Annotated in this window: 17 protein-coding genes; 11 read left to right on the forward strand and 6 right to left on the reverse strand. The window is 62.7% G+C overall.

Annotated elements, in window-relative coordinates; translation table 11 throughout:
* Nucleotides 1-4 precede the first annotated feature (4 nt).
* The 7 genes from lepB (at nucleotide 5) to tadA (ending at nucleotide 6,200) form a co-directional block, all read left to right on the forward strand.
* On the forward strand, nucleotides 5-859 hold the full coding sequence (gene lepB, locus BM416_RS08395; RefSeq protein ID WP_027604663.1) for a signal peptidase I: 855 nt from the start codon (nucleotides 5-7) through the stop codon (nucleotides 857-859).
* A gap of 146 nt (nucleotides 860-1,005) precedes the next feature.
* The gene (gene rnc / locus BM416_RS08400; RefSeq protein WP_027604662.1) at nucleotides 1,006-1,695 is read left to right on the forward strand and encodes a ribonuclease III; all 690 of its coding nucleotides are present in this window, start codon (nucleotides 1,006-1,008) and stop codon (nucleotides 1,693-1,695) included.
* Entirely contained in the window at nucleotides 1,688-2,590 is a 903-nt protein-coding gene (gene era, locus BM416_RS08405; protein ID WP_027604661.1) for a GTPase Era, read from the forward strand. The genes rnc and era overlap by 8 nt, the downstream gene beginning before the upstream one ends.
* Before the next feature lie 142 nt (nucleotides 2,591-2,732).
* Nucleotides 2,733-3,422, forward strand: a complete 690-nt coding sequence (gene recO / locus BM416_RS08410; protein WP_092487267.1) for a DNA repair protein RecO — start codon at nucleotides 2,733-2,735, stop codon at nucleotides 3,420-3,422.
* Nucleotides 3,423-3,473: 51 nt separating this feature from the next.
* On the forward strand, nucleotides 3,474-4,217 hold the full coding sequence (gene pdxJ, locus BM416_RS08415; protein ID WP_092487269.1) for a pyridoxine 5'-phosphate synthase: 744 nt from the start codon (nucleotides 3,474-3,476) through the stop codon (nucleotides 4,215-4,217).
* A 103-nt stretch (nucleotides 4,218-4,320) separates the two neighbouring features.
* Nucleotides 4,321-5,703 (forward strand): multicopper oxidase family protein, encoded by a 1,383-nt coding sequence (locus BM416_RS08420; RefSeq protein WP_139237736.1) that lies wholly within the window; start codon nucleotides 4,321-4,323, stop codon nucleotides 5,701-5,703.
* The gene (tadA, locus tag BM416_RS08425; protein WP_027604657.1) at nucleotides 5,703-6,200 is read left to right on the forward strand and encodes a tRNA adenosine(34) deaminase TadA; all 498 of its coding nucleotides are present in this window, start codon (nucleotides 5,703-5,705) and stop codon (nucleotides 6,198-6,200) included. The genes BM416_RS08420 and tadA overlap by 1 nt, the downstream gene beginning before the upstream one ends.
* 33 nt (nucleotides 6,201-6,233) lie before the next feature.
* Here tadA and cmoB read toward each other — a convergent pair whose 3' ends face one another.
* The 6 genes from cmoB to BM416_RS08455 form a co-directional block, all read right to left on the reverse strand.
* Nucleotides 6,234-7,190: a tRNA 5-methoxyuridine(34)/uridine 5-oxyacetic acid(34) synthase CmoB gene (gene cmoB / locus BM416_RS08430; protein ID WP_092487275.1), complete on the reverse strand. Its 957-nt coding sequence runs from the start codon at nucleotides 7,188-7,190 to the stop codon at nucleotides 6,234-6,236.
* Nucleotides 7,187-7,930 (reverse strand): carboxy-S-adenosyl-L-methionine synthase CmoA, encoded by a 744-nt coding sequence (cmoA, locus tag BM416_RS08435; protein WP_065926593.1) that lies wholly within the window; start codon nucleotides 7,928-7,930, stop codon nucleotides 7,187-7,189. Before cmoA ends, cmoB begins: the two co-directional genes overlap by 4 nt.
* A gap of 35 nt (nucleotides 7,931-7,965) precedes the next feature.
* Complete coding sequence (locus BM416_RS08440) at nucleotides 7,966-8,622, reverse strand: lysoplasmalogenase (protein WP_092487278.1); 657 nt, start codon at nucleotides 8,620-8,622, stop codon at nucleotides 7,966-7,968.
* A 1-nt stretch (nucleotide 8,623) separates the two neighbouring features.
* Nucleotides 8,624-9,013 carry a protease inhibitor I42 family protein gene (locus BM416_RS08445; protein ID WP_092487281.1) on the reverse strand — a complete coding sequence of 130 codons (390 nt, stop codon included), beginning with the start codon at nucleotides 9,011-9,013 and terminating at the stop codon, nucleotides 8,624-8,626.
* A 190-nt stretch (nucleotides 9,014-9,203) separates the two neighbouring features.
* On the reverse strand, nucleotides 9,204-11,624 hold the full coding sequence (gene lon, locus BM416_RS08450) for an endopeptidase La (RefSeq protein ID WP_092487284.1): 2,421 nt from the start codon (nucleotides 11,622-11,624) through the stop codon (nucleotides 9,204-9,206).
* A gap of 119 nt (nucleotides 11,625-11,743) precedes the next feature.
* Nucleotides 11,744-12,733 (reverse strand): GntR family transcriptional regulator, encoded by a 990-nt coding sequence (locus tag BM416_RS08455; RefSeq protein ID WP_092487286.1) that lies wholly within the window; start codon nucleotides 12,731-12,733, stop codon nucleotides 11,744-11,746.
* Nucleotides 12,734-13,070: 337 nt separating this feature from the next.
* Here BM416_RS08455 and BM416_RS08460 point away from each other — a divergent pair, with 337 nt between their 5' ends.
* The 4 genes from BM416_RS08460 to BM416_RS08475 are packed head-to-tail and all read left to right on the forward strand — an operon-like array spanning nucleotide 13,071 to nucleotide 17,443.
* Nucleotides 13,071-14,402 carry an amidase gene (locus BM416_RS08460; protein ID WP_092487289.1) on the forward strand — a complete coding sequence of 444 codons (1,332 nt, stop codon included), beginning with the start codon at nucleotides 13,071-13,073 and terminating at the stop codon, nucleotides 14,400-14,402.
* Between the two features lie 11 nt (nucleotides 14,403-14,413).
* A complete protein-coding gene (locus BM416_RS08465) occupies nucleotides 14,414-15,292 on the forward strand; it encodes a polysaccharide deacetylase family protein (protein WP_003234086.1) in 879 nt (292 codons plus the stop codon).
* A gap of 38 nt (nucleotides 15,293-15,330) precedes the next feature.
* Nucleotides 15,331-16,671, forward strand: a complete 1,341-nt coding sequence (locus BM416_RS08470) for an MFS transporter (protein ID WP_092487291.1) — start codon at nucleotides 15,331-15,333, stop codon at nucleotides 16,669-16,671.
* 10 nt (nucleotides 16,672-16,681) lie between these two features.
* Nucleotides 16,682-17,443 carry an SDR family NAD(P)-dependent oxidoreductase gene (locus BM416_RS08475; protein ID WP_092487294.1) on the forward strand — a complete coding sequence of 254 codons (762 nt, stop codon included), beginning with the start codon at nucleotides 16,682-16,684 and terminating at the stop codon, nucleotides 17,441-17,443.
* The last annotated feature ends 114 nt before the right edge of the window (nucleotides 17,444-17,557 follow it).

Genomic DNA, 17,557 nt, shown 5'->3' on the forward strand with positions numbered 1-17,557 from the left:
TCCTATGTCGCTAAATTTCCCGCTGTTGCTGGTCATCGCCGTTGCCGTTTGCGGTCTCCTGGCGTTGCTCGATCTGGTGTTCTTCGCCCCGCGTCGGCGGGCGGCTATCGCGTCCTATCAGGGCAGCGTCAGCCAGCCCGATGGCATGGTGATCGAGAAGCTGAACAAAGAGCCCTTGCTGGTTGAATACGGCAAGTCGTTCTTTCCGGTGTTGTTCATCGTGCTGGTGCTGCGCTCGTTCCTGGTGGAACCGTTTCAGATCCCGTCGGGCTCGATGAAACCTACCCTGGACGTGGGCGACTTCATCCTGGTGAACAAGTTCTCCTACGGGATTCGCCTGCCGGTGATCGACAAGAAGGTCATCGAAGTCGGTGATCCGCAGCGCGGCGATGTGATGGTGTTCCGCTACCCGAGCGACCCGAACGTCAACTACATCAAGCGTGTGGTAGGCCTGCCGGGCGACGTGATTCGCTACACCAGCGACAAGCGCCTGTTTATCAACGGCGAGTCGGTGGCCGAGAAGCTGATCGGTTCCGAACCGAACAGCCTGGGCAGTGCCGAGCTGTACCAGGAAAAACTCGGTGCGGTAGAGCACGAGATCCGCAAGGAAATGAGCCGCTACCGCGCCATGCCTGATGGTGAGTGGAAAGTGCCGGCCGGGCACTATTTCATGATGGGCGACAACCGCGACAACTCCAATGACAGCCGTTACTGGGATGACCCCAGCATTCCCAAGGACCTGCTGGGCATGGTTCCCGACCAGAATATCGTCGGCAAGGCCTTTGCGGTCTGGATGAGCTGGCCGGAACCCAAGCTCAGCCACCTGCCGAACTTCTCGCGGGTCGGGCTGATCAAGTAATACAAGCGGCGCTGTGCACACAGCGCCGACTGCTTTTCTGGGGCCTGGACATTTTCCGTCCCCGTGCAATACCAACAGGATTTGAATTTGAACACTGCGTCAATCGTCGATGGCCGCCGGTGCCACCACACAGATATGGGTAAACCGTGACCGTTTCTCTAAGTCGTCTCGAGCGCCAGCTCGGCTACACCTTCAAGGATCAGGAATTGATGGTCCTTGCCCTCACACACCGCAGCTTTGCAGGGCGTAATAACGAACGCCTGGAATTCCTCGGTGATGCCATCCTCAATTTCGTCGCCGGTGAAGCGCTGTTCGAGCGCTTCCCCCAAGCCCGTGAAGGCCAGTTGTCACGCCTGCGCGCACGCCTGGTAAAAGGCGAGACCCTGGCCGTGCTGGCCCGTGGCTTTGGCCTGGGCGAGTACCTGCGGTTGGGGTCCGGTGAGTTGAAGAGCGGCGGTTTTCGCCGTGAGTCGATCCTGGCCGATGCGCTTGAGGCGTTGATCGGCGCGATCTACCTCGATGCCGGCATGGAAGCGGCCAAGGAGCGCGTCACCGCGTGGCTGACCTCCGAGATCGAAAGCCTCACGCTGGTAGACACCAACAAGGATCCGAAGACCCGCCTGCAGGAATTCCTGCAATCGCGCGGTTGCGACCTGCCACGCTACGAAGTGGTGGATATCCAGGGTGAGCCCCATTGCCGCGTGTTCTTCGTGGAATGTGAAATCACCTTACTGAATGAAAAAAGCCGAGGTCAGGGTGTGAGCCGTCGTATTGCCGAACAGGTAGCGGCCGCTGCAGCACTGATTGCCCTGGGCGTGGAGAATGGCCATGACTGATTCAACCGCAACACGCTGTGGCTATGTTGCCATCGTCGGCCGCCCGAACGTGGGCAAGTCCACGCTGCTGAACCATATCCTCGGCCAGAAGCTTGCAATCACCTCGCGCAAGCCGCAGACCACCCGCCACAACATGCTGGGCATCAAGACCGAAGGCAGCGTGCAAGCGGTCTACGTCGACACCCCGGGCATGCACAAAGGCGGCGAGAAAGCCCTTAACCGCTACATGAACAAGACCGCCTCGGCAGCGTTGAAAGACGTCGACGTGGTGATCTTCGTGGTCGACCGCACCAAGTGGACCGACGAAGACCAGATGGTGCTGGAGCGTGTTCAGTACGTCACCGGCCCGTTGATCGTCGCGTTGAACAAGACCGACCGCATCGAAGACAAAGCCGAGCTGATGCCGCACCTGAGCTGGTTGCAGGAGCAACTGCCGAACGCCCAGATCATGCCGATCTCGGCCCAGCACGGGCACAACCTCGAAGCCCTGGAGCGCGTGATCGCCGGCTACCTGCCGGAGAACGAGCACTTCTTCCCGGAAGACCAGATCACCGACCGCAGCAGCCGTTTCCTCGCCGCCGAACTGGTGCGTGAGAAAATCATGCGCCAGATGGGCGCCGAGCTGCCGTACCAGATCACCGTCGAAATCGAAGAGTTCAAGCAGCAGGGCAAGACCCTGCACATCCATGCGCTGATCCTCGTCGAACGTGACGGCCAGAAGAAAATCATCATCGGCGACAAGGGCGAGCGCATCAAACGCATCGGCACCGAAGCGCGCAAGGACATGGAATTGCTGTTCGATTCCAAGATCATGCTTAACCTGTGGGTGAAGGTTAAGGGTGGTTGGTCCGATGATGAGCGTGCGTTGCGCTCCCTTGGCTACGGCGACCTGTAAGGGCACCGCAGGGCTGAAAATGTGGGAGGGGGCTTGCCCCCGATAGCGGTGGGTCAGTTAATAGATAAGTGACTGAACCACCGCCATCGGGGGCAAGCCCCCTCCCACATTAGGTTTGTGTTGTTTTCAAGATAGAGAACCCATGTCCCAATCCCCGCCCCCCAGCCAACTCGCCTATGTGCTGCACAGCCGCGCCTACCGCGAGACCAGCGCCCTGGTGGATTTCCTCACGCCCCAAGGCCGCCTGCGCGCGGTGTTGCGCAGCGCGCGGGGCAAGGCGGGGACATTGGCGCGGCCCTTCGTGGCGTTGGACGTGGAGTTTCGTGGCAAGGGCGAGCTGAAAAACGTCGGCCGCCTGGAAAGCGTCGGCACATCCGCCTGGCTCAATGGCGATGCATTGTTCAGTGGGCTCTACCTCAATGAGCTGCTGATCCGCCTGCTGCCCGCCGAAGACCCGCACCCGGCGGTCTTCGATCACTACGCCGCCACCTTGCTGGCTCTGGCAGAGGGCCGCCCCCTGGAGCCGCTGTTGCGCGCCTTCGAATGGCGACTGCTCGACGACCTGGGCTACGGCTTCGAACTGAACAACGACCTGCACGGCGACCCCATCGCCGCCGACGGCATGTACCGCCTGCAGGTGGATGCAGGCCTGGAGCGTGTGTACCTGCTGCAACCGGGGCTGTTCCAGGGCACCGAACTGCTGGCCATGAGCGAGGCCGACTGGAGCGCTCCCGGTGCCTTGTCCGCCGCCAAGCGCTTGATGCGCCAGGCCCTGGCCGTGCACTTGGGCGGACGGCCGTTGGTCAGTCGCGAGTTGTTTCGAAAGCCCTGACATCCCCGTGTATGCTGTGCAGCGTTTCTTCCCCTTTTCAGGAGCGCTTCCGTGACCACCAGCAATCGCATTCTTCTTGGCGTCAACATCGACCACGTCGCTACCCTGCGCCAGGCCCGGGGCACCCGTTACCCTGACCCGGTCAAGGCCGCGCTGGACGCCGAAGAAGCGGGTGCCGACGGCATCACCGTGCACCTGCGCGAAGACCGCCGCCACATCCAGGAGCGTGATGTGCTGCTGCTCAAGGACGTGCTGCAAACCCGCATGAACTTCGAGATGGGCGTCACCGAAGAAATGATGGCCTTCGCCGAGCGCATTCGCCCGGCGCACATCTGCCTGGTGCCGGAAACCCGCCAGGAACTGACCACCGAAGGCGGCCTCGACGTGGCCGGCCAGGAAGCGCGGATCAAGGCCGCCGTGGAGCGCCTGTCGAAGATCGGCAGCGAGGTCTCGCTGTTCATCGACGCCGACGAGCGCCAGATCGAAGCGTCCCGCCGTGTCGGCGCGCCGGCCATCGAACTGCACACCGGCTGTTACGCCGACGCCACCACACCGACCGACGTGGCGGATGAGCTGCAGCGCATCATTGACGGTGTGAACTGCGGCCTTAATGAAGGCCTGATCGTCAATGCCGGCCACGGCCTGCACTACCACAACGTCGAAGCCGTGGCCGCGATCAAGGGCATCAACGAGCTGAACATCGGCCACGCGCTGGTGGCCCACGCGCTGTTCGTCGGTTTCAAAGGCGCGGTGGCCGAGATGAAGGCGCTGATCCTGGCGGTCGCCAAGCGCTGACCGCAGATCCGCGGCAATGCGAAGCCTTACTGTTTAGCCAATGCAGGTGTATCGTATCCGCCCTTTGCAGGCCCTGCGCCTGCGGCAGATACGTGAGGTTGTTGTGTCCCGATCCTTTTCCCGTCGACAAATCCTGGGTGGTCTTGCAGGCCTGGCCGTAGTGGGCGTCGGTGCCGGTGGCGCCTACCGCTACTGGCTGGGGAAAGTCGCCGAAGCCGAAGCGGGGCACGATTATGAACTGATCGCCGCGCCGCTCGATGTGGAACTGGTGCCGGGGCACAAGACCGAAGCCTGGGCCTTTGGCCCGTCGGCGCCGGGCACCGAGTTGCGCGTGCGCCAGGGTGAATGGCTGCGCGTGCGCTTTATCAACCACCTGCCGGTCGCCACCACGATCCACTGGCACGGTATCCGCCTGCCGCTGGAAATGGACGGCGTGCCCTACGTCTCGCAATTGCCGGTGCTGCCCGGCGAATACTTCGACTACACATTCCGCGTGCCCGACGCCGGCAGCTACTGGTATCACCCCCATGTGAACAGCAGCGAAGAACTCGGCCGCGGCCTGGTCGGCCCGCTGATCATCGAAGAACGCGAACCCACAGGGTTCAAACACGAACGCACCCTCAGCCTGAAGAGCTGGCACGTGGACGAAGAGGGCGCCTTTGTCGCCTTCAGCATTCCCCGTGAGGCCGCGCGCGGCGGTACGGCCGGGCGGTTGTCGACCATCAATGGCGTATCCCAGGCGGTGATCGACTTGCCCGCCGGGCAGATCACCCGCGTGCGCCTGCTCAACCTCGACAACACCCTGACCTATCGCATCAACATCCCCGACGTCGAAGCGCAGATCTACGCGCTGGACGGCAACCCTGTCGAACCGCGCCCGCTGGGCAAGGAATACTGGCTGGGTCCGGGCATGCGTATCTGCCTGGCGATCAAGGCGCCGCCGGCGGGTGAAGAACTGTCGATCCGCAACGGCCCGGTGCGCCTGGGCACTTTCCGCTCAGTCGCCAACACCGACGCACCGACCGAATGGCCACCGGCATTGCCCGCCAACCCGATTGCCGAGCCGGACCTGGCCAATGCGGAGAAACTCAACTTCAATTTCGAGTGGGTCGGTTCAGTGTCGGTGAATGTCGATAATGGCAAGCCGCCGAGCCTCTGGCAGATCAACGGCCAGGCCTGGGACATCACCGACAAGACCTGCGCCGACCGCCCGATTGCCAAGCTGGAAAAAGGCAAGAGCTACATTTTCGAATTGAAGAACATGACCCAGTACCAGCACCCGATCCACCTGCACGGCATGAGCTTCAAGGTGATCGCCTCGAACCGCCACAAGGTGATCCCGTATTTCACCGACACTTACCTGCTGGGCAAGAACGAACGCGCCCGCGTGGCCTTGGTGGCGGATAACCCCGGGGTGTGGATGTTCCACTGCCACGTGATCGACCATATGGAAACCGGCCTGATGGCCGCCATCGAGGTGGCGTGATGCGCCAGTTTCGCCCCACGGCGATCATCGACCGCAGCCGCGACCAGGATTTCATGCGCGAAGCCCTGGCCCTTGCCGCCCAAGGCGCGGCGCTGGGCGAAGTGCCGGTGGGCGCGGTGCTGGTGCAGGACGGTGACATCATCGGTCGCGGCTTCAACTGCCCGATCAGCGGCAATGACCCCAGTGCCCACGCCGAAATGGTCGCCATCCGCGCCGCCGCGCAGGCTGTCAGCAACTACCGCCTGCCAGGCAGTACGCTGTACGTGACCCTGGAACCGTGCAGCATGTGCGCCGGCCTGATCGTGCATTCGCGGATTGCACGGGTGGTGTATGGCGCGTTGGAGCCGAAAGCGGGGATCGTGCAAAGCCAGGGGCAGTTCTTTACCCAGGGCTTTCTGAACCATCGGGTGTTATTTGAAGGCGGTGTGCTGGCCGAGGAGTGCGGCACGGTGCTGAGCGAATTCTTCAAGGCCCGCCGGGCCAAGCCCCCGCTCTAAAGAACACTTCATTTTTTCAGGGAGCTTGGGGGCTTACTTTTTAGCGATGATGACTGCCCGCATCGGCGCCGGCAGCCCTTCAATCGTCTTGCTGTGATCCTGCGGATCGAGGAAGTCGCTGAGGGACTGATACTTCATCCACGCCGTCCCGCGCTGTTCCTCCACCGTAGTCACGCTCACGTCCACGCACCTCACATCACTGAACCCGGCACGCCGCAGCCACAGCATCAGTGCCGGCACCGACGGCAGGAACCACACGTTACGCATCTGCGCATAACGGTCTTCCGGCACCAGTACCTGTTGCTGGTCGCCTTCCACCACCAGGGTTTCCAGGACCAGCTCGCCGCCCTTGACCAGGGTGTCCTTCAGCGCCAGCAGATGTTCGATCGGCGAGCGGCGGTGATAGAACACCCCCATGGAAAACACCGTGTCGAAGCCTTCCAGGTTCGCCGGCAGGTCTTCAAACGGGAACGGCAGGTGCCAGGCCTTGGGTTCGGACAGGTAACGCTGTACGGCCTGGAACTGGCAGAAGAACAGCCAGTTCGGGTCGACGCCAATCACGCTGTCGGCCCCGGCGCCGAGCATGCGCCACATGTAGTAACCGTTGCCGCAACCGACATCGAGGATGCGTTTGCCTTTGAGGTCCAGGTGCGGGGCCACACGCGACCATTTCCAGTCCGAGCGCCATTCGGTGTCCACATGCACGCCGAACAGGTGGAACGGGCCCTTGCGCCACGGGCTCAAGCCCATCAGCGCGGTGTGCATCTGCGCGCGGGTGGCGTCGTCGCAATCGGTGTCCAGCACCAGGCCATTGAGCAAGTCGACTTCGCTGGGCTGGATCCTTGGCAGCGCGTCCAGGGCACTCTGCCAGCGCTCCAGGTCGCCATGACCCTTTTCCATCTTGCTATCGAGCTGCGCTTGCAGGCCTTGGGCCCATACGGCCAGCGGGGTGCCGACCAGATGGCGGGCGAGGGGGGACAGATCAATCATGGCAAGGCAATCAACGAGGCAAAGTTAAGACACTGGAACCATGGCACGACTTTCGAGAACCCGGCTGCCAGCAGGCGTTCGCGGTGTTCTTCGAGGCTGTCGGGCTTCATGACGTTTTCGATGGCGCTGCGCTTTTGGGCGATTTCCAGTTCGCTGTAGCCGTTGGCGCGTTTGAATGCGATATGCAGGTCGGTGAGCAGCGCATGCTCTTCCAGGTCATTGAAGCGCAGCTTTTCCGAAAGGATCAATGCACCGCCGGGCAGCAATGACTGGCGGATACGCCCGAGCAACGCCAGGCGCTCATCCGGGGCGATGAATTGCAGGGTGAAGTTCAACGCCACCACCGAGGCCGGTTGGAACTGCAACGCGAGGATATCGCCGTCGATCACCTCGACCGGCAGCAGCTCCTGGAACATCGAGTCCTGGCCATTGAGGTATTCGCGGCAGCGCTCGACCATGGCCGCCGAGTTATCCACCGCGATCACGCGGCAACCGTCGGTGCGCACATGACGGCGCAAGGCCTGGGTCACCGCACCCAGGGACGAACCCAGGTCGTAGAGCACACTGTGCGGTTGGGCAAACTGCGCCGCGAGCACGCCGAGGTTTTCGACAATCGTCGGGTAACCGGGCACCGAACGCTTGATCATGTCCGGGAACACCCGCACCACGTCCTCGTTAAAGGCGAAGTCCGGCACCTGGGGCAGGGGCTGGGCGAATAGGCGATCGGGTTCTTTGCTCACGGTTGTTCCGGCGACGAAGGGGAAAGGCCGGCATTTTAGCCAAGTTGGCCCTCGTGTGCGCGGGTTGTCTGATGGAAAGCCGAGGCGGTGATGCCCCACTGTCCCAGCCAGTAGGTGACGATCAACAAATACGGCGCGGCGTCGAATGACAGCACAAACCGGTTGATACCTATCAGCGTGTCGGAAAACACAAACGACACCGCGCCCGCCGCCGCCAGCAGCGCCGAGCGTTTCGGTACATCGCTGCCCACGCGTGCCAGCGCGCGCCAGAGCATGGCGCTGATCACCAGTGCGTAAATCACCACCGGTACCAGCAGTTCGCCAAGACCGTGGGAGATCAGGATGCCCAGCAGGATCGCGCCCACGCCCAGCGCCAATACCAACGGCACCAGCGCCAGACGGCGACAGTCGCTGAAATAGGCTTTGAGATAGGCCAGGTGGGCACACAGGAAAGCGCCGAGGCCGAAGATAAACAGGTCGCCCGGCCAGGCCAGCAATACATCGCCGACCAGGGAGAAAATCAGCCCGAGGCTGATCCAGCGTCGATAGTCGGTCGGCGGCGCATCATGCAGCCAGCCCAGCAGCGCCAGCACCGGCAGCGGCTTGACCAGCAGGCACAGCAACGTGGCATGGGTGCTCAGGCCGTAGATAAAGGTGCCTGCGCCCATCAACGCAAGAATCAGCCATGGCATATCAGTTCACCGTAATGGCGCAATCGAAGGTCTCGGCGGGCTCGGCTTCCGGTTCCCAGGGTTGCTGGGAGGTCAGGCGCAAACGACCCTGGCCGGCCGTGAATGCCTGGAAGCGCCAGGTGGACTGGCCACCGCCGCCGATCACACCGGATTCCGAGCTGCTGTACACCTCGGGGCTCAGCGCACGCAGTACGCCACCGGCGGAATCCTGGATGGCCCAGCGGTAGCCGGTGGTGGGGTTGCTTGGCAGGGTGAGGATCAGGTTTTGCCCGGTCTTGAGTTGCAGCGGGCAAGCGCCCTGTTCTTCCACGGTGACGTTTTGCTTCGGCGCACTGGCGCAGGCGGCGAGCAGGCAAAGGCTCAGGGGGAGAAGCAGGCGGGCAGCGGTCATGGAGGCTCCGTTGTTTGGCGACGAAGATCGAGCATAACCGAAGATAAGACAGGGTGTTACAAGCAGGATACCGGTTGCGGCCACTCACGCCATCGGGGGCAAGCCCCCTCCCACATGTTGATGTGTGAACACATTCAAGTGTGGGAGGGGGCTTGCCCCCGATGAGGCCAGTTCAGGCGCTAGCGCTCTATCAGAACAACACCTTCGCCACATCCGCAAAACGTTTGGCAAAGTGCACGGTCATGCCTTCCTTCAGGTACTCCGGCAACTCTTCAAAACTGCCACGGTTCGGCTCCGGCAGAATCAGCTCGTGGATCTTCTGGCGCCGCGCCGCAATCACCTTCTCGCGCACCCCGCCAATCGGCAGCACATGCCCGGTCAACGTCAGTTCGCCGGTCATGGCCACGCCTTTTTTCGGCGCTTGATTGCGCGCCAGGGACAGCAGCGCGCTGGCCATGGTCACCCCGGCGCTCGGGCCGTCCTTCGGCGTGGCGCCTTCCGGTACGTGCAAGTGCACAAAGGCTTCGTCGAAGAACTTCGGATCGCCGCCAAACGACTTCAGGTTTGAGCTGATGTAGCTGTAGGCGATTTCGGCGGACTCTTTCATCACCTCACCCAACTGCCCTGTGAGCTTGAAGCCGCGATTGAGGGTGTGGATGCGGGTCGCCTCGATCGGCAACGTAGCGCCACCCATGCTGGTCCAGGCCAGGCCGGTGATCACACCGGTACCCGACAACACCTGTTCGTTGCGGAACACCGGCATGCCGAGGGAGCTTTCCAGGTCCTTGTTGCCGATCTTGATCACCGAGTTCGGCGCGTCCAGCAGCTTGACCACCGCCTTGCGCACCAGTTTGCCCAGTTGTTTCTCCAGCTGGCGCACCCCGGCTTCACGGGCATAACCGTCGATCAGTGCGCGCAGGGCACCATCACTGATGCTCAGGCTGTTTTTCGAAACGCCGGCTTTTTCCAGCTGTTTTGGCCACAGGTGGCGTTTGGCGATGGCGACTTTTTCTTCGGTGATATAGCCCGACAGGCGAATCACTTCCATACGGTCCAGCAGCGGGCCGGGGATCGAGTCCAGGGTGTTGGCGGTGCACACGAACAGCACCTTGGACAGGTCCAGGCGCAGGTCGAGGTAGTGGTCGAGGAATTCGACGTTCTGCTCCGGGTCGAGGGTTTCCAGGAGTGCCGAGGCCGGATCGCCCTGGAAGCTCTGGCCCATCTTGTCGATCTCGTCGAGCATGATCACCGGGTTCATCACTTCCACATCCTTGAGCGCCTGCACCAGCTTGCCCGGCAGGGCGCCGATGTAGGTGCGGCGATGGCCCTTGATCTCGGCCTCGTCGCGCATACCGCCGACGCTGAAGCGATAGAACGGCCGCCCGAGGGACTCGGCGATGGACTTGCCCACGCTGGTCTTGCCCACGCCCGGCGGGCCCACCAGCAGCACGATGGAGCCGGCGACCTCGCCTTTATAGGCGCCCACCGCGAGGAACTCGAGGATGCGGCTCTTGATGTCATCCAGGCCGGCATGGTGCTTGTCCAGCACCTTGCGTGCGTGCTTGAGGTCGAGTTTGTCCTCGCCATACACGCCCCAGGGCACCGAGGTGGCCCAGTCCAGGTAATTGCGCGTGACGGCGTATTCCGGCGAGCCGGTTTCGAGGATCGACAGTTTGTTCAGTTCTTCATCGATACGTTTTTTCGCCTGGGCCGGCAGCACCTTGCCTTCCAGGCGTTGCTCGAACTGTTCGACGTCGGCGCTGCGGTCGTCCTTGGTCAAGCCCAGTTCCTGCTGGATGACCTTGAGCTGTTCCTTGAGGAAGAACTCGCGCTGGTGCTCGCCGATCTTGCGATTCACCTCGGCGGAGAGTTCTTTTTGCAGGCGCGCGACTTCCACCTCCTTGCGCAGCATCGGCAGGACTTTTTCCATGCGCTTGAGCATCGGCACGCAGTCCAGCACTTCCTGCAGCTCGTTACCGGTGGCCGAGGTCAGCGCGGCGGCGAAGTCGGTGAGGGGCGACGGGTCGTTGGGGCTGAAGCGGTTGAGGTAGTTCTTCAGCTCTTCGCTGTACAGCGGGTTGAGCGGCAGCAGTTCCTTGATCGCATTGATCAGCGCCATGCCGTAGGCCTTGACCTCGTCGGTCGGCTCGCTGGGCTGGTGCGGGTATTCCACTTCGACCAGGTACGGTGGGCGGTGGTGCTTGAGCCAGGTCTTGATGCGCACGCGGGTCAGGCCCTGGGCGACGAATTGCAGCTTGCCGTTCTCGCGGCTGGCGTGGTGCACCTTCACCAGGGTGCCGTACAGCGGCAGGCTCGAGGTGTCGAAATGGCGCGGGTCTTCGGGCGGCGTGTCCATGAAGAACAAGGCCAGGGAGTGATGGTCGGATTTGCTCACCAGCTCCAGGGTCTCGGCCCACGGCTCTTCGTTGACGATCACCGGCAGCACTTGCGCCGGGAAGAACGGCCGATTGTGGATCGGGATGATGTAGACCTTGTCCGGCAGGTTTTGCCCAGGCAGGGCCAGGCCGGTATTGGACGAAGGGGTTTCAGCGTTTTCGGGGTCGGCGTAATCGTTGAGGTCGTAATCAGGGAATTCTTGCTGGTCGCTCATGGGGCACCTGCATAAGGAAGTATGCAAGTTAGATGGGGCGGGGTCGCAGTGGTTTCAATGGTGGGGGTGAGATAGCAACATATTGCATGAAATTACTGCGGCGACTTGGTCAATGTGGGTCAGCTGATTTTGTGGAGGTAGGCGGGGAGTGGCTGCTCTGGCAGCACCGACAGGACTTTCAAGCGCTGCAACATCCGCTGCCGGGCCCGTTGCAAGTGCTCGCGCAGGTTCAACGCGGCCGCATCGAATGCGCCATGCAGCAGCAACTCCAAAATCAAGCGATGTTCGGCGAGCATCGCCGGATCAGCGCCGATCCCCAACAATCGGTAAAAAATCCGGCTGATGATCATCGGGCTCTGGCCCTGGCGAATCAGCGCGGCAATCTTGCGGTTTTGCAGGCCGGCCAGGCAGCGCTGGTGCAAGTCCTCTTCGATCTGCTCGATGGCTTCCAGGCTGCACTGGGGGCTGTCCTGGGCATCCAGCACACGCTGCAGCATGGCTTCGAGCATGTCGCGGTCGAGGTTCGGGGCACTCTGGCGCAGGGCTTCGGGTTCGAGGCAGGCGCGCAGTTCGTAATCTTCGGTGACTTCCCGCGCGGTCAGGGGCCCCGCCAGCCATTGGGAATAGGGCTCTTTTTCAACCAGGCCGCGGTCGCGCAGGCGCATCAGCGCTTCACGCACCACCGCGCGGCTGACGCCGTAGTGGTCGGCGGCGGCTTGCTCATCCAGGCGGTAATGGCCGAAGGCGATGCAGGTGGACAGCGCCGCGCCGATTTCCTCGACGATGCGCTCGCCCAGGGGCCGGGTGTCCACCAGTTCGGCCTCGCCATTGAGGCCCAGATGCGTATGGCTCAGGGGCAGGCGCAGCGGCTCCATGGCCAGGCCTTCGGGGTTGATCAGGTAACCCCGGCCGTTGAAGCGGCAGATCAAGCCTTCAGCGTGCAGCAGGTCCAGCGCCTTGCGCACCGGCACGCGGCTGGTGCCGAACAGCTCGGCCAGGGGCGCTTCCAGCAATACCAGGCCATGGCGCGCGGTGCCATTGACGATCGCGTCGCGCAACACCTGGTGAATCATCGCGTAACGGGAGGCCGAGGCGGACACTGCTTTCATCGATTTCTCAAAGGCATGTAGGACGATGGCCGGGGATTCTCTCATAAGTTGCGCCTGTCACTCTGCGCCACGTCGGTGGCACTTTTTTGGGGCCTTGAATGTAGGAATGTTACTTTTCTGCACCAAAATGTACTTATTAATAAAAGATACATTATTTCATTGAAGGCGCTTCGCAAGCGTGGCGCACGTTTTTTTTCCATCGATCAACACCATCTATCCAGTAGCTCTGGGTAAGAATGCGTAATCGCGCCAAAAGCGTTACGCAGAGACTGGCACGAAAGCTGCCTTTGTAAAATGTACATTTTATGAATATGTACGTTTTATGAGGTTTCTCCTGATGTCAGACGCCACTTCACTGGCCGAGGATTTCGCCAGCGGTCGCAGCGACCCGGTGCAAGCCCTCGAACAGGCACTCGATCAAGCGAGCCGCTCGACCAGCGTATTTATTGCCCTGACCGCCGAACGCGCCCGCCGTGAAGCCGAAGCGTCCGCCGCCCGTTGGCGTGCCGGCCAGCCCTTGAGTGTGTTCGATGGTGTACCCCTGGCCTGGAAAGACCTGTTCGACGTAGCCGGCAGCATCACCACCGCCGGCGCCGCCTACCGCCGCGCAGCGCCCGCCGCGTTGCTCGATGCCCCCAGCGTGGGCCTGTTGTGCCGTGCCGGGATGGTCAGCGTCGGCAAGACCAACCTCAGCGAACTCGCCTATTCCGGGTTGGGCCTGAACCCGCATTTCGGCACGCCGCACAATCCCCGTGGCACCGACCAGGCGCGCATTCCCGGCGGCTCGTCGTCCGGTTCGGCGGTGGCTGTTGCTGCGGATATCGTGCCGATCGCCATGGGCACCGACACCGCAGGTTCGATCCGCATTCCGGCGGCGCTCAACGGCCTGGTGGGTTACCGCAGCAGCAGCCGACGCTACAGCCGCGACGGTGTGTTTCCCCTGGCCCGTTCCCTCGACAGCCTTGGCCCGTTGACCCGCAGCGTGCGCGATGCCTTGGCCATCGACGACCTGCTCCATGGACGTGCCCGGCAGCACACTGCCCGCCGCCTGAAAGGGCAGCGTTTTGTGTTGGAACAGGGTGTGCTGGCCGACGTGGAGCCTGCGGTGCGCAACAACCTGCTGCGCGCCGTTGAGCGACTGAAGGCCGAAGGTGCGCTGATTGATGAGCGTGAAAGCACCCCGTTCCAGGCCACCCTGGACCTGATCAAGCACCAAGGCTGGCTCGGCGCGTTCGAAGCCTTCGCCCTGCACCAGGCCCTGCTCGACAGCAGTGATGCCGAGCAACTCGACCCCCGTGTGCGCCGCCGCCTTGAAGCCGCGCGCGCATTGCCGGCCAGCCAACTGATCCACCTGACCGACGCGCGCCGCCGCCTGCAACAGCAACTGCTCGACGCGCTTGACGGCGCGATCCTGATCACCCCCACCGTCGCCCATGTCGCCCCGGCATTGGCACCGCTTGAAGCCGACGACGAACTGTTCGTGAAAACCAACCTCGCCACCCTGCGCCTGACCATGCCCGGCAGCTTTCTCGACATGCCGGGCATCAGCTTACCCAGCGGCCGCGATGCCCAGGGCCTGCCCACCGGGCTGCTGCTCAGCGCCCCGAGCGGAGAAGACGCGCGGCTGTTGCGTGCGGCCTTGTCCGTCGAATCCGTCCTCAACCTTTAAGGAGACACACCATGGCTAAAGACATCCTCTGTGCATTTGGCGTCGACGTCGATGCCGTCGCCGGCTGGCTCGGTTCCTACGGCGGCGAAGACTCGCCCGACGACATCTCCCGCGGCCTGTTCGCCGGTGAAATCGGCGCGCCGCGCCTGCTCAAACTGTTCGAACGCTACGGCCTGCGCACCACCTGGTTTATCCCCGGCCACTCGATGGAAACCTTCCCCGAGCAGATGAAGGCCGTAGCCGACGCCGGCCACGAAATCGGTGTGCATGGCTACAGCCACGAAAACCCGATTGCGATGACTGCCGAGCAGGAAGAAATCGTCCTCGATAAGTCCATCGAACTGATCACCCAAGTCACCGGCAAACGCCCCACCGGCTACGTCGCGCCGTGGTGGGAATTCAGCAAGGTCACCAACGAGCTGTTGCTGAAAAAAGGCATCAAGTACGACCACAGCCTGATGCACAACGACTTCCACCCCTACTACGTGCGCAAGGGCGACAGCTGGACCAAGATCGACTACAGCCAGCACCCCGATACCTGGATGAAACCCCTGGTGCGCGGCGAAGAAACCGACCTGGTGGAGATCCCGGCCAACTGGTACCTCGACGACCTGCCGCCGATGATGTTCATCAAGAAAGCCCCCAACAGCCACGGCTTCGTCAACCCGCGCCACCTCGAAGAAATGTGGCGCGACCAGTTCGACTGGGTCTACCGCGAGCACGAACATGCGGTGTTCACCATGACCATCCACCCCGACGTGTCCGGCCGCCCGCAAGTGCTGCTGATGCTCGAGCGCTTGATCGAACACATCCAGAGCCACGCCGGCGTGCGCTTCGTCACCTTCGACGAAATCGCCGACGACTTTATCCGCCGCCAACCGCGTACCTGATCCCAACCCAAGCAGCCCCCACCTCCCGAGGCGCGATTATGTCCATCTACAACAAGCTTGACCTGACTGGCTGGAAACCCCGGCAACTGACGTCCCAGGAAGTGCGCTTCGCCACCTGGATCGCGTTTTTCGCCTGGGTGTTTGCGGTGTATGACTTCATCCTGTTCGGCACCTTGCTGCCGGAGATCGGCCGACACTTCGGCTGGGGTGAAGTGGAGCAGGCTGAAATCGCGACCTGGGTGGCGGTGGGTACCGCCGTTGTCGCCTTGGCCATCGGGCCGATCGTCGACAAGCTGGGGCGGCGCAAAGGGATTATTTTTACCGTGGCCGGTTCCGCACTGTGCTCGGCGCTGACTGCCATTGGCGGGGCGTGGGGCAAGTCGCCGCTGATTCTGATTCGTTCGCTGGGCGGCCTGGGGTATGCCGAAGAAACCGTCAACGCCACCTATCTGACCGAGCTGTATGGCGCCTCGGAAGACCCGCGCCTGACCAAGCGTCGCGGCTTCATCTACAGCCTGGTGCAGGGCGGCTGGCCGGTCGGTGCATTGATCGCCGCCGGTTTGACCGCGCTGTTGCTGCCGGTCATTGGCTGGCAGGGTTGCTTCATCTTCGCCGCGATCCCGGCGGTGGTGATCGCGATCATGGCGCGCAAGCTCAAGGAGAGCCCGCAGTTCCAGATCCACCAGCGCATCAGCCAACTGCGTAAAAGCGGTGCGGTGACCGAAGCGCAAAACGTTGCCGTGACCTACGGCGTGGACTACGACGAACACAGCAAGGCCGGTCTCAAGGCGGCCTTCCGTGGCCCGGCCCGTCGCGCCACCCTGGTGATCGGCGCTGCGTTGCTGCTCAACTGGGCAGCGATCCAGGTGTTCAGTGTGCTCGGCACCTCGGTGATCGTCAGCGTGCACCACATCTCGTTCGAGAACTCGCTGATCATCCTCGTGCTGTCGAACCTGGTGGGTTACTGCGGCTACCTCAGCCACGGCTGGATGGGCGACAAGATCGGCCGCCGCAATGTGATCGGCCTGGGCTGGATGCTCGGCGGCCTGGCGTTTGCCGGCATGCTGTTTGGCCCGAGCAACATGCCGATGGTGGTCGGGTTGTACAGCCTGGGCCTGTTCTTCCTGATCGGGCCGTACTCGGCGGCGCTGTTCTTTATCAGTGAAAGTTTCCCCACCAGCATCCGCGCCACCGGCGGCGCGATCATCCATGCCATGGGCCCGATTGGTGCCGTGGTCGCGGGCTTTGGTGCGACCCAGGTGTTGTCCGCCGGCAGTGACTGGCAGACCGCCGCGCTGTGGTTCGGCGCGCTGCCATGCTTCTTGTCCGGCGCGCTGATGTTTGCCGCCCGCCATGTGCGTCCGGAAACCGTTCAGTAAGGAGAATGTGATGAGCCGTAAAGTTGCCCTGATTACCGGTGCCGCCAGTGGCATCGGCCAAGCCCTCGCCGTGGCCTATGCCCGCAGCGGCGTGGCGGTGGTGGGCGGGTATTACCCGGCCGATCCCCACGACCCGGGCACCACCGTGTCGTTGGTGGAGGACGCGGGGGGCGAGTGCCTGATGTTGCCGCTGGACGTAGGCGATACCGCCTCGGTGGATGCTCTTGCCGAACAGGCGGTACAGCATTTCGGCCGGCTGGATTACGCGGTGGCCAACGCCGGTTTGCTGCGCCGCGCGCCGCTGCTGGAGATGACCGACGAGTTATGGGACGAGATGCTCAATGTCGACCTGACCGGGGTGATGCGCACCTTCCGCGCGGCGACGCGGCATATGAGCGAAGGCGGCGCGCTGGTGGCGATCTCTTCGATTGCCGGCGGCGTGTATGGCTGGCAGGACCACAGCCATTACGCGGCGGCCAAGGCCGGTGTGCCGGGCTTGTGCCGTTCGCTGGCGGTGGAATTGGCGCCCCTGGGCATTCGCTGCAATGCGGTGATCCCGGGGTTGATCGAGACGCCGCAGTCGCTGGATGCGAAGAACTCGCTGGGGCCGGAAGGTCTGGCAAAAGCGGCGCGAGCGATTCCGTTGGGGCGGGTAGGGCGCGCGGATGAAGTGGCGTCGCTGGTGCAGTTCTTGACCAGTGAAGCGTCGAGTTATTTGACCGGGCAGAGCATCGTCATCGACGGCGGCCTCACCGTGCGCTGGCCTGACTGATGTACTTGATCCAAATGGGGGAGGGGGCTTGCCCCCGATGGCAGTGTGTCAGTCACAGGTGTCATAACTGACACAGCGCTATCGGGGGCAAGCCCCCTCCCACATTGGAACTGT

Origin of the sequence: Pseudomonas sp. NFACC42-2 (assembly GCF_900116055.1) — a bacterium.
Lineage (GTDB): Bacteria > Pseudomonadota > Gammaproteobacteria > Pseudomonadales > Pseudomonadaceae > Aquipseudomonas > Aquipseudomonas marginalis.

Excerpts from the sequence above, each read along its gene's own strand:
- lon (WP_092487284.1), bottom strand. The coding sequence starts at position 11,624 with ATGAGCGACCAGCAAGAATTCCCTGATTACGACCTCAACGATTACGCC.
- BM416_RS08455 (WP_092487286.1), bottom strand. The coding sequence starts at position 12,733 with ATGAAAGCAGTGTCCGCCTCGGCCTCCCGTTACGCGATGATTCACCAG.
- BM416_RS08460 (WP_092487289.1), top strand. The coding sequence starts at position 13,071 with ATGTCAGACGCCACTTCACTGGCCGAGGATTTCGCCAGCGGTCGCAGC.
- BM416_RS08475 (WP_092487294.1), top strand. The coding sequence starts at position 16,682 with ATGAGCCGTAAAGTTGCCCTGATTACCGGTGCCGCCAGTGGCATCGGC.
- recO (WP_092487267.1), top strand. The coding sequence starts at position 2,733 with ATGTCCCAATCCCCGCCCCCCAGCCAACTCGCCTATGTGCTGCACAGC.
- BM416_RS08440 (WP_092487278.1), bottom strand. The coding sequence starts at position 8,622 with ATGCCATGGCTGATTCTTGCGTTGATGGGCGCAGGCACCTTTATCTAC.
- BM416_RS08445 (WP_092487281.1), bottom strand. The coding sequence starts at position 9,013 with ATGACCGCTGCCCGCCTGCTTCTCCCCCTGAGCCTTTGCCTGCTCGCC.
- BM416_RS08470 (WP_092487291.1), top strand. The coding sequence starts at position 15,331 with ATGTCCATCTACAACAAGCTTGACCTGACTGGCTGGAAACCCCGGCAA.
- lepB (WP_027604663.1), top strand. The coding sequence starts at position 5 with ATGTCGCTAAATTTCCCGCTGTTGCTGGTCATCGCCGTTGCCGTTTGC.
- BM416_RS08465 (WP_003234086.1), top strand. The coding sequence starts at position 14,414 with ATGGCTAAAGACATCCTCTGTGCATTTGGCGTCGACGTCGATGCCGTC.
- era (WP_027604661.1), top strand. The coding sequence starts at position 1,688 with ATGACTGATTCAACCGCAACACGCTGTGGCTATGTTGCCATCGTCGGC.
- cmoB (WP_092487275.1), bottom strand. The coding sequence starts at position 7,190 with ATGATTGATCTGTCCCCCCTCGCCCGCCATCTGGTCGGCACCCCGCTG.
- tadA (WP_027604657.1), top strand. The coding sequence starts at position 5,703 with ATGCGCCAGTTTCGCCCCACGGCGATCATCGACCGCAGCCGCGACCAG.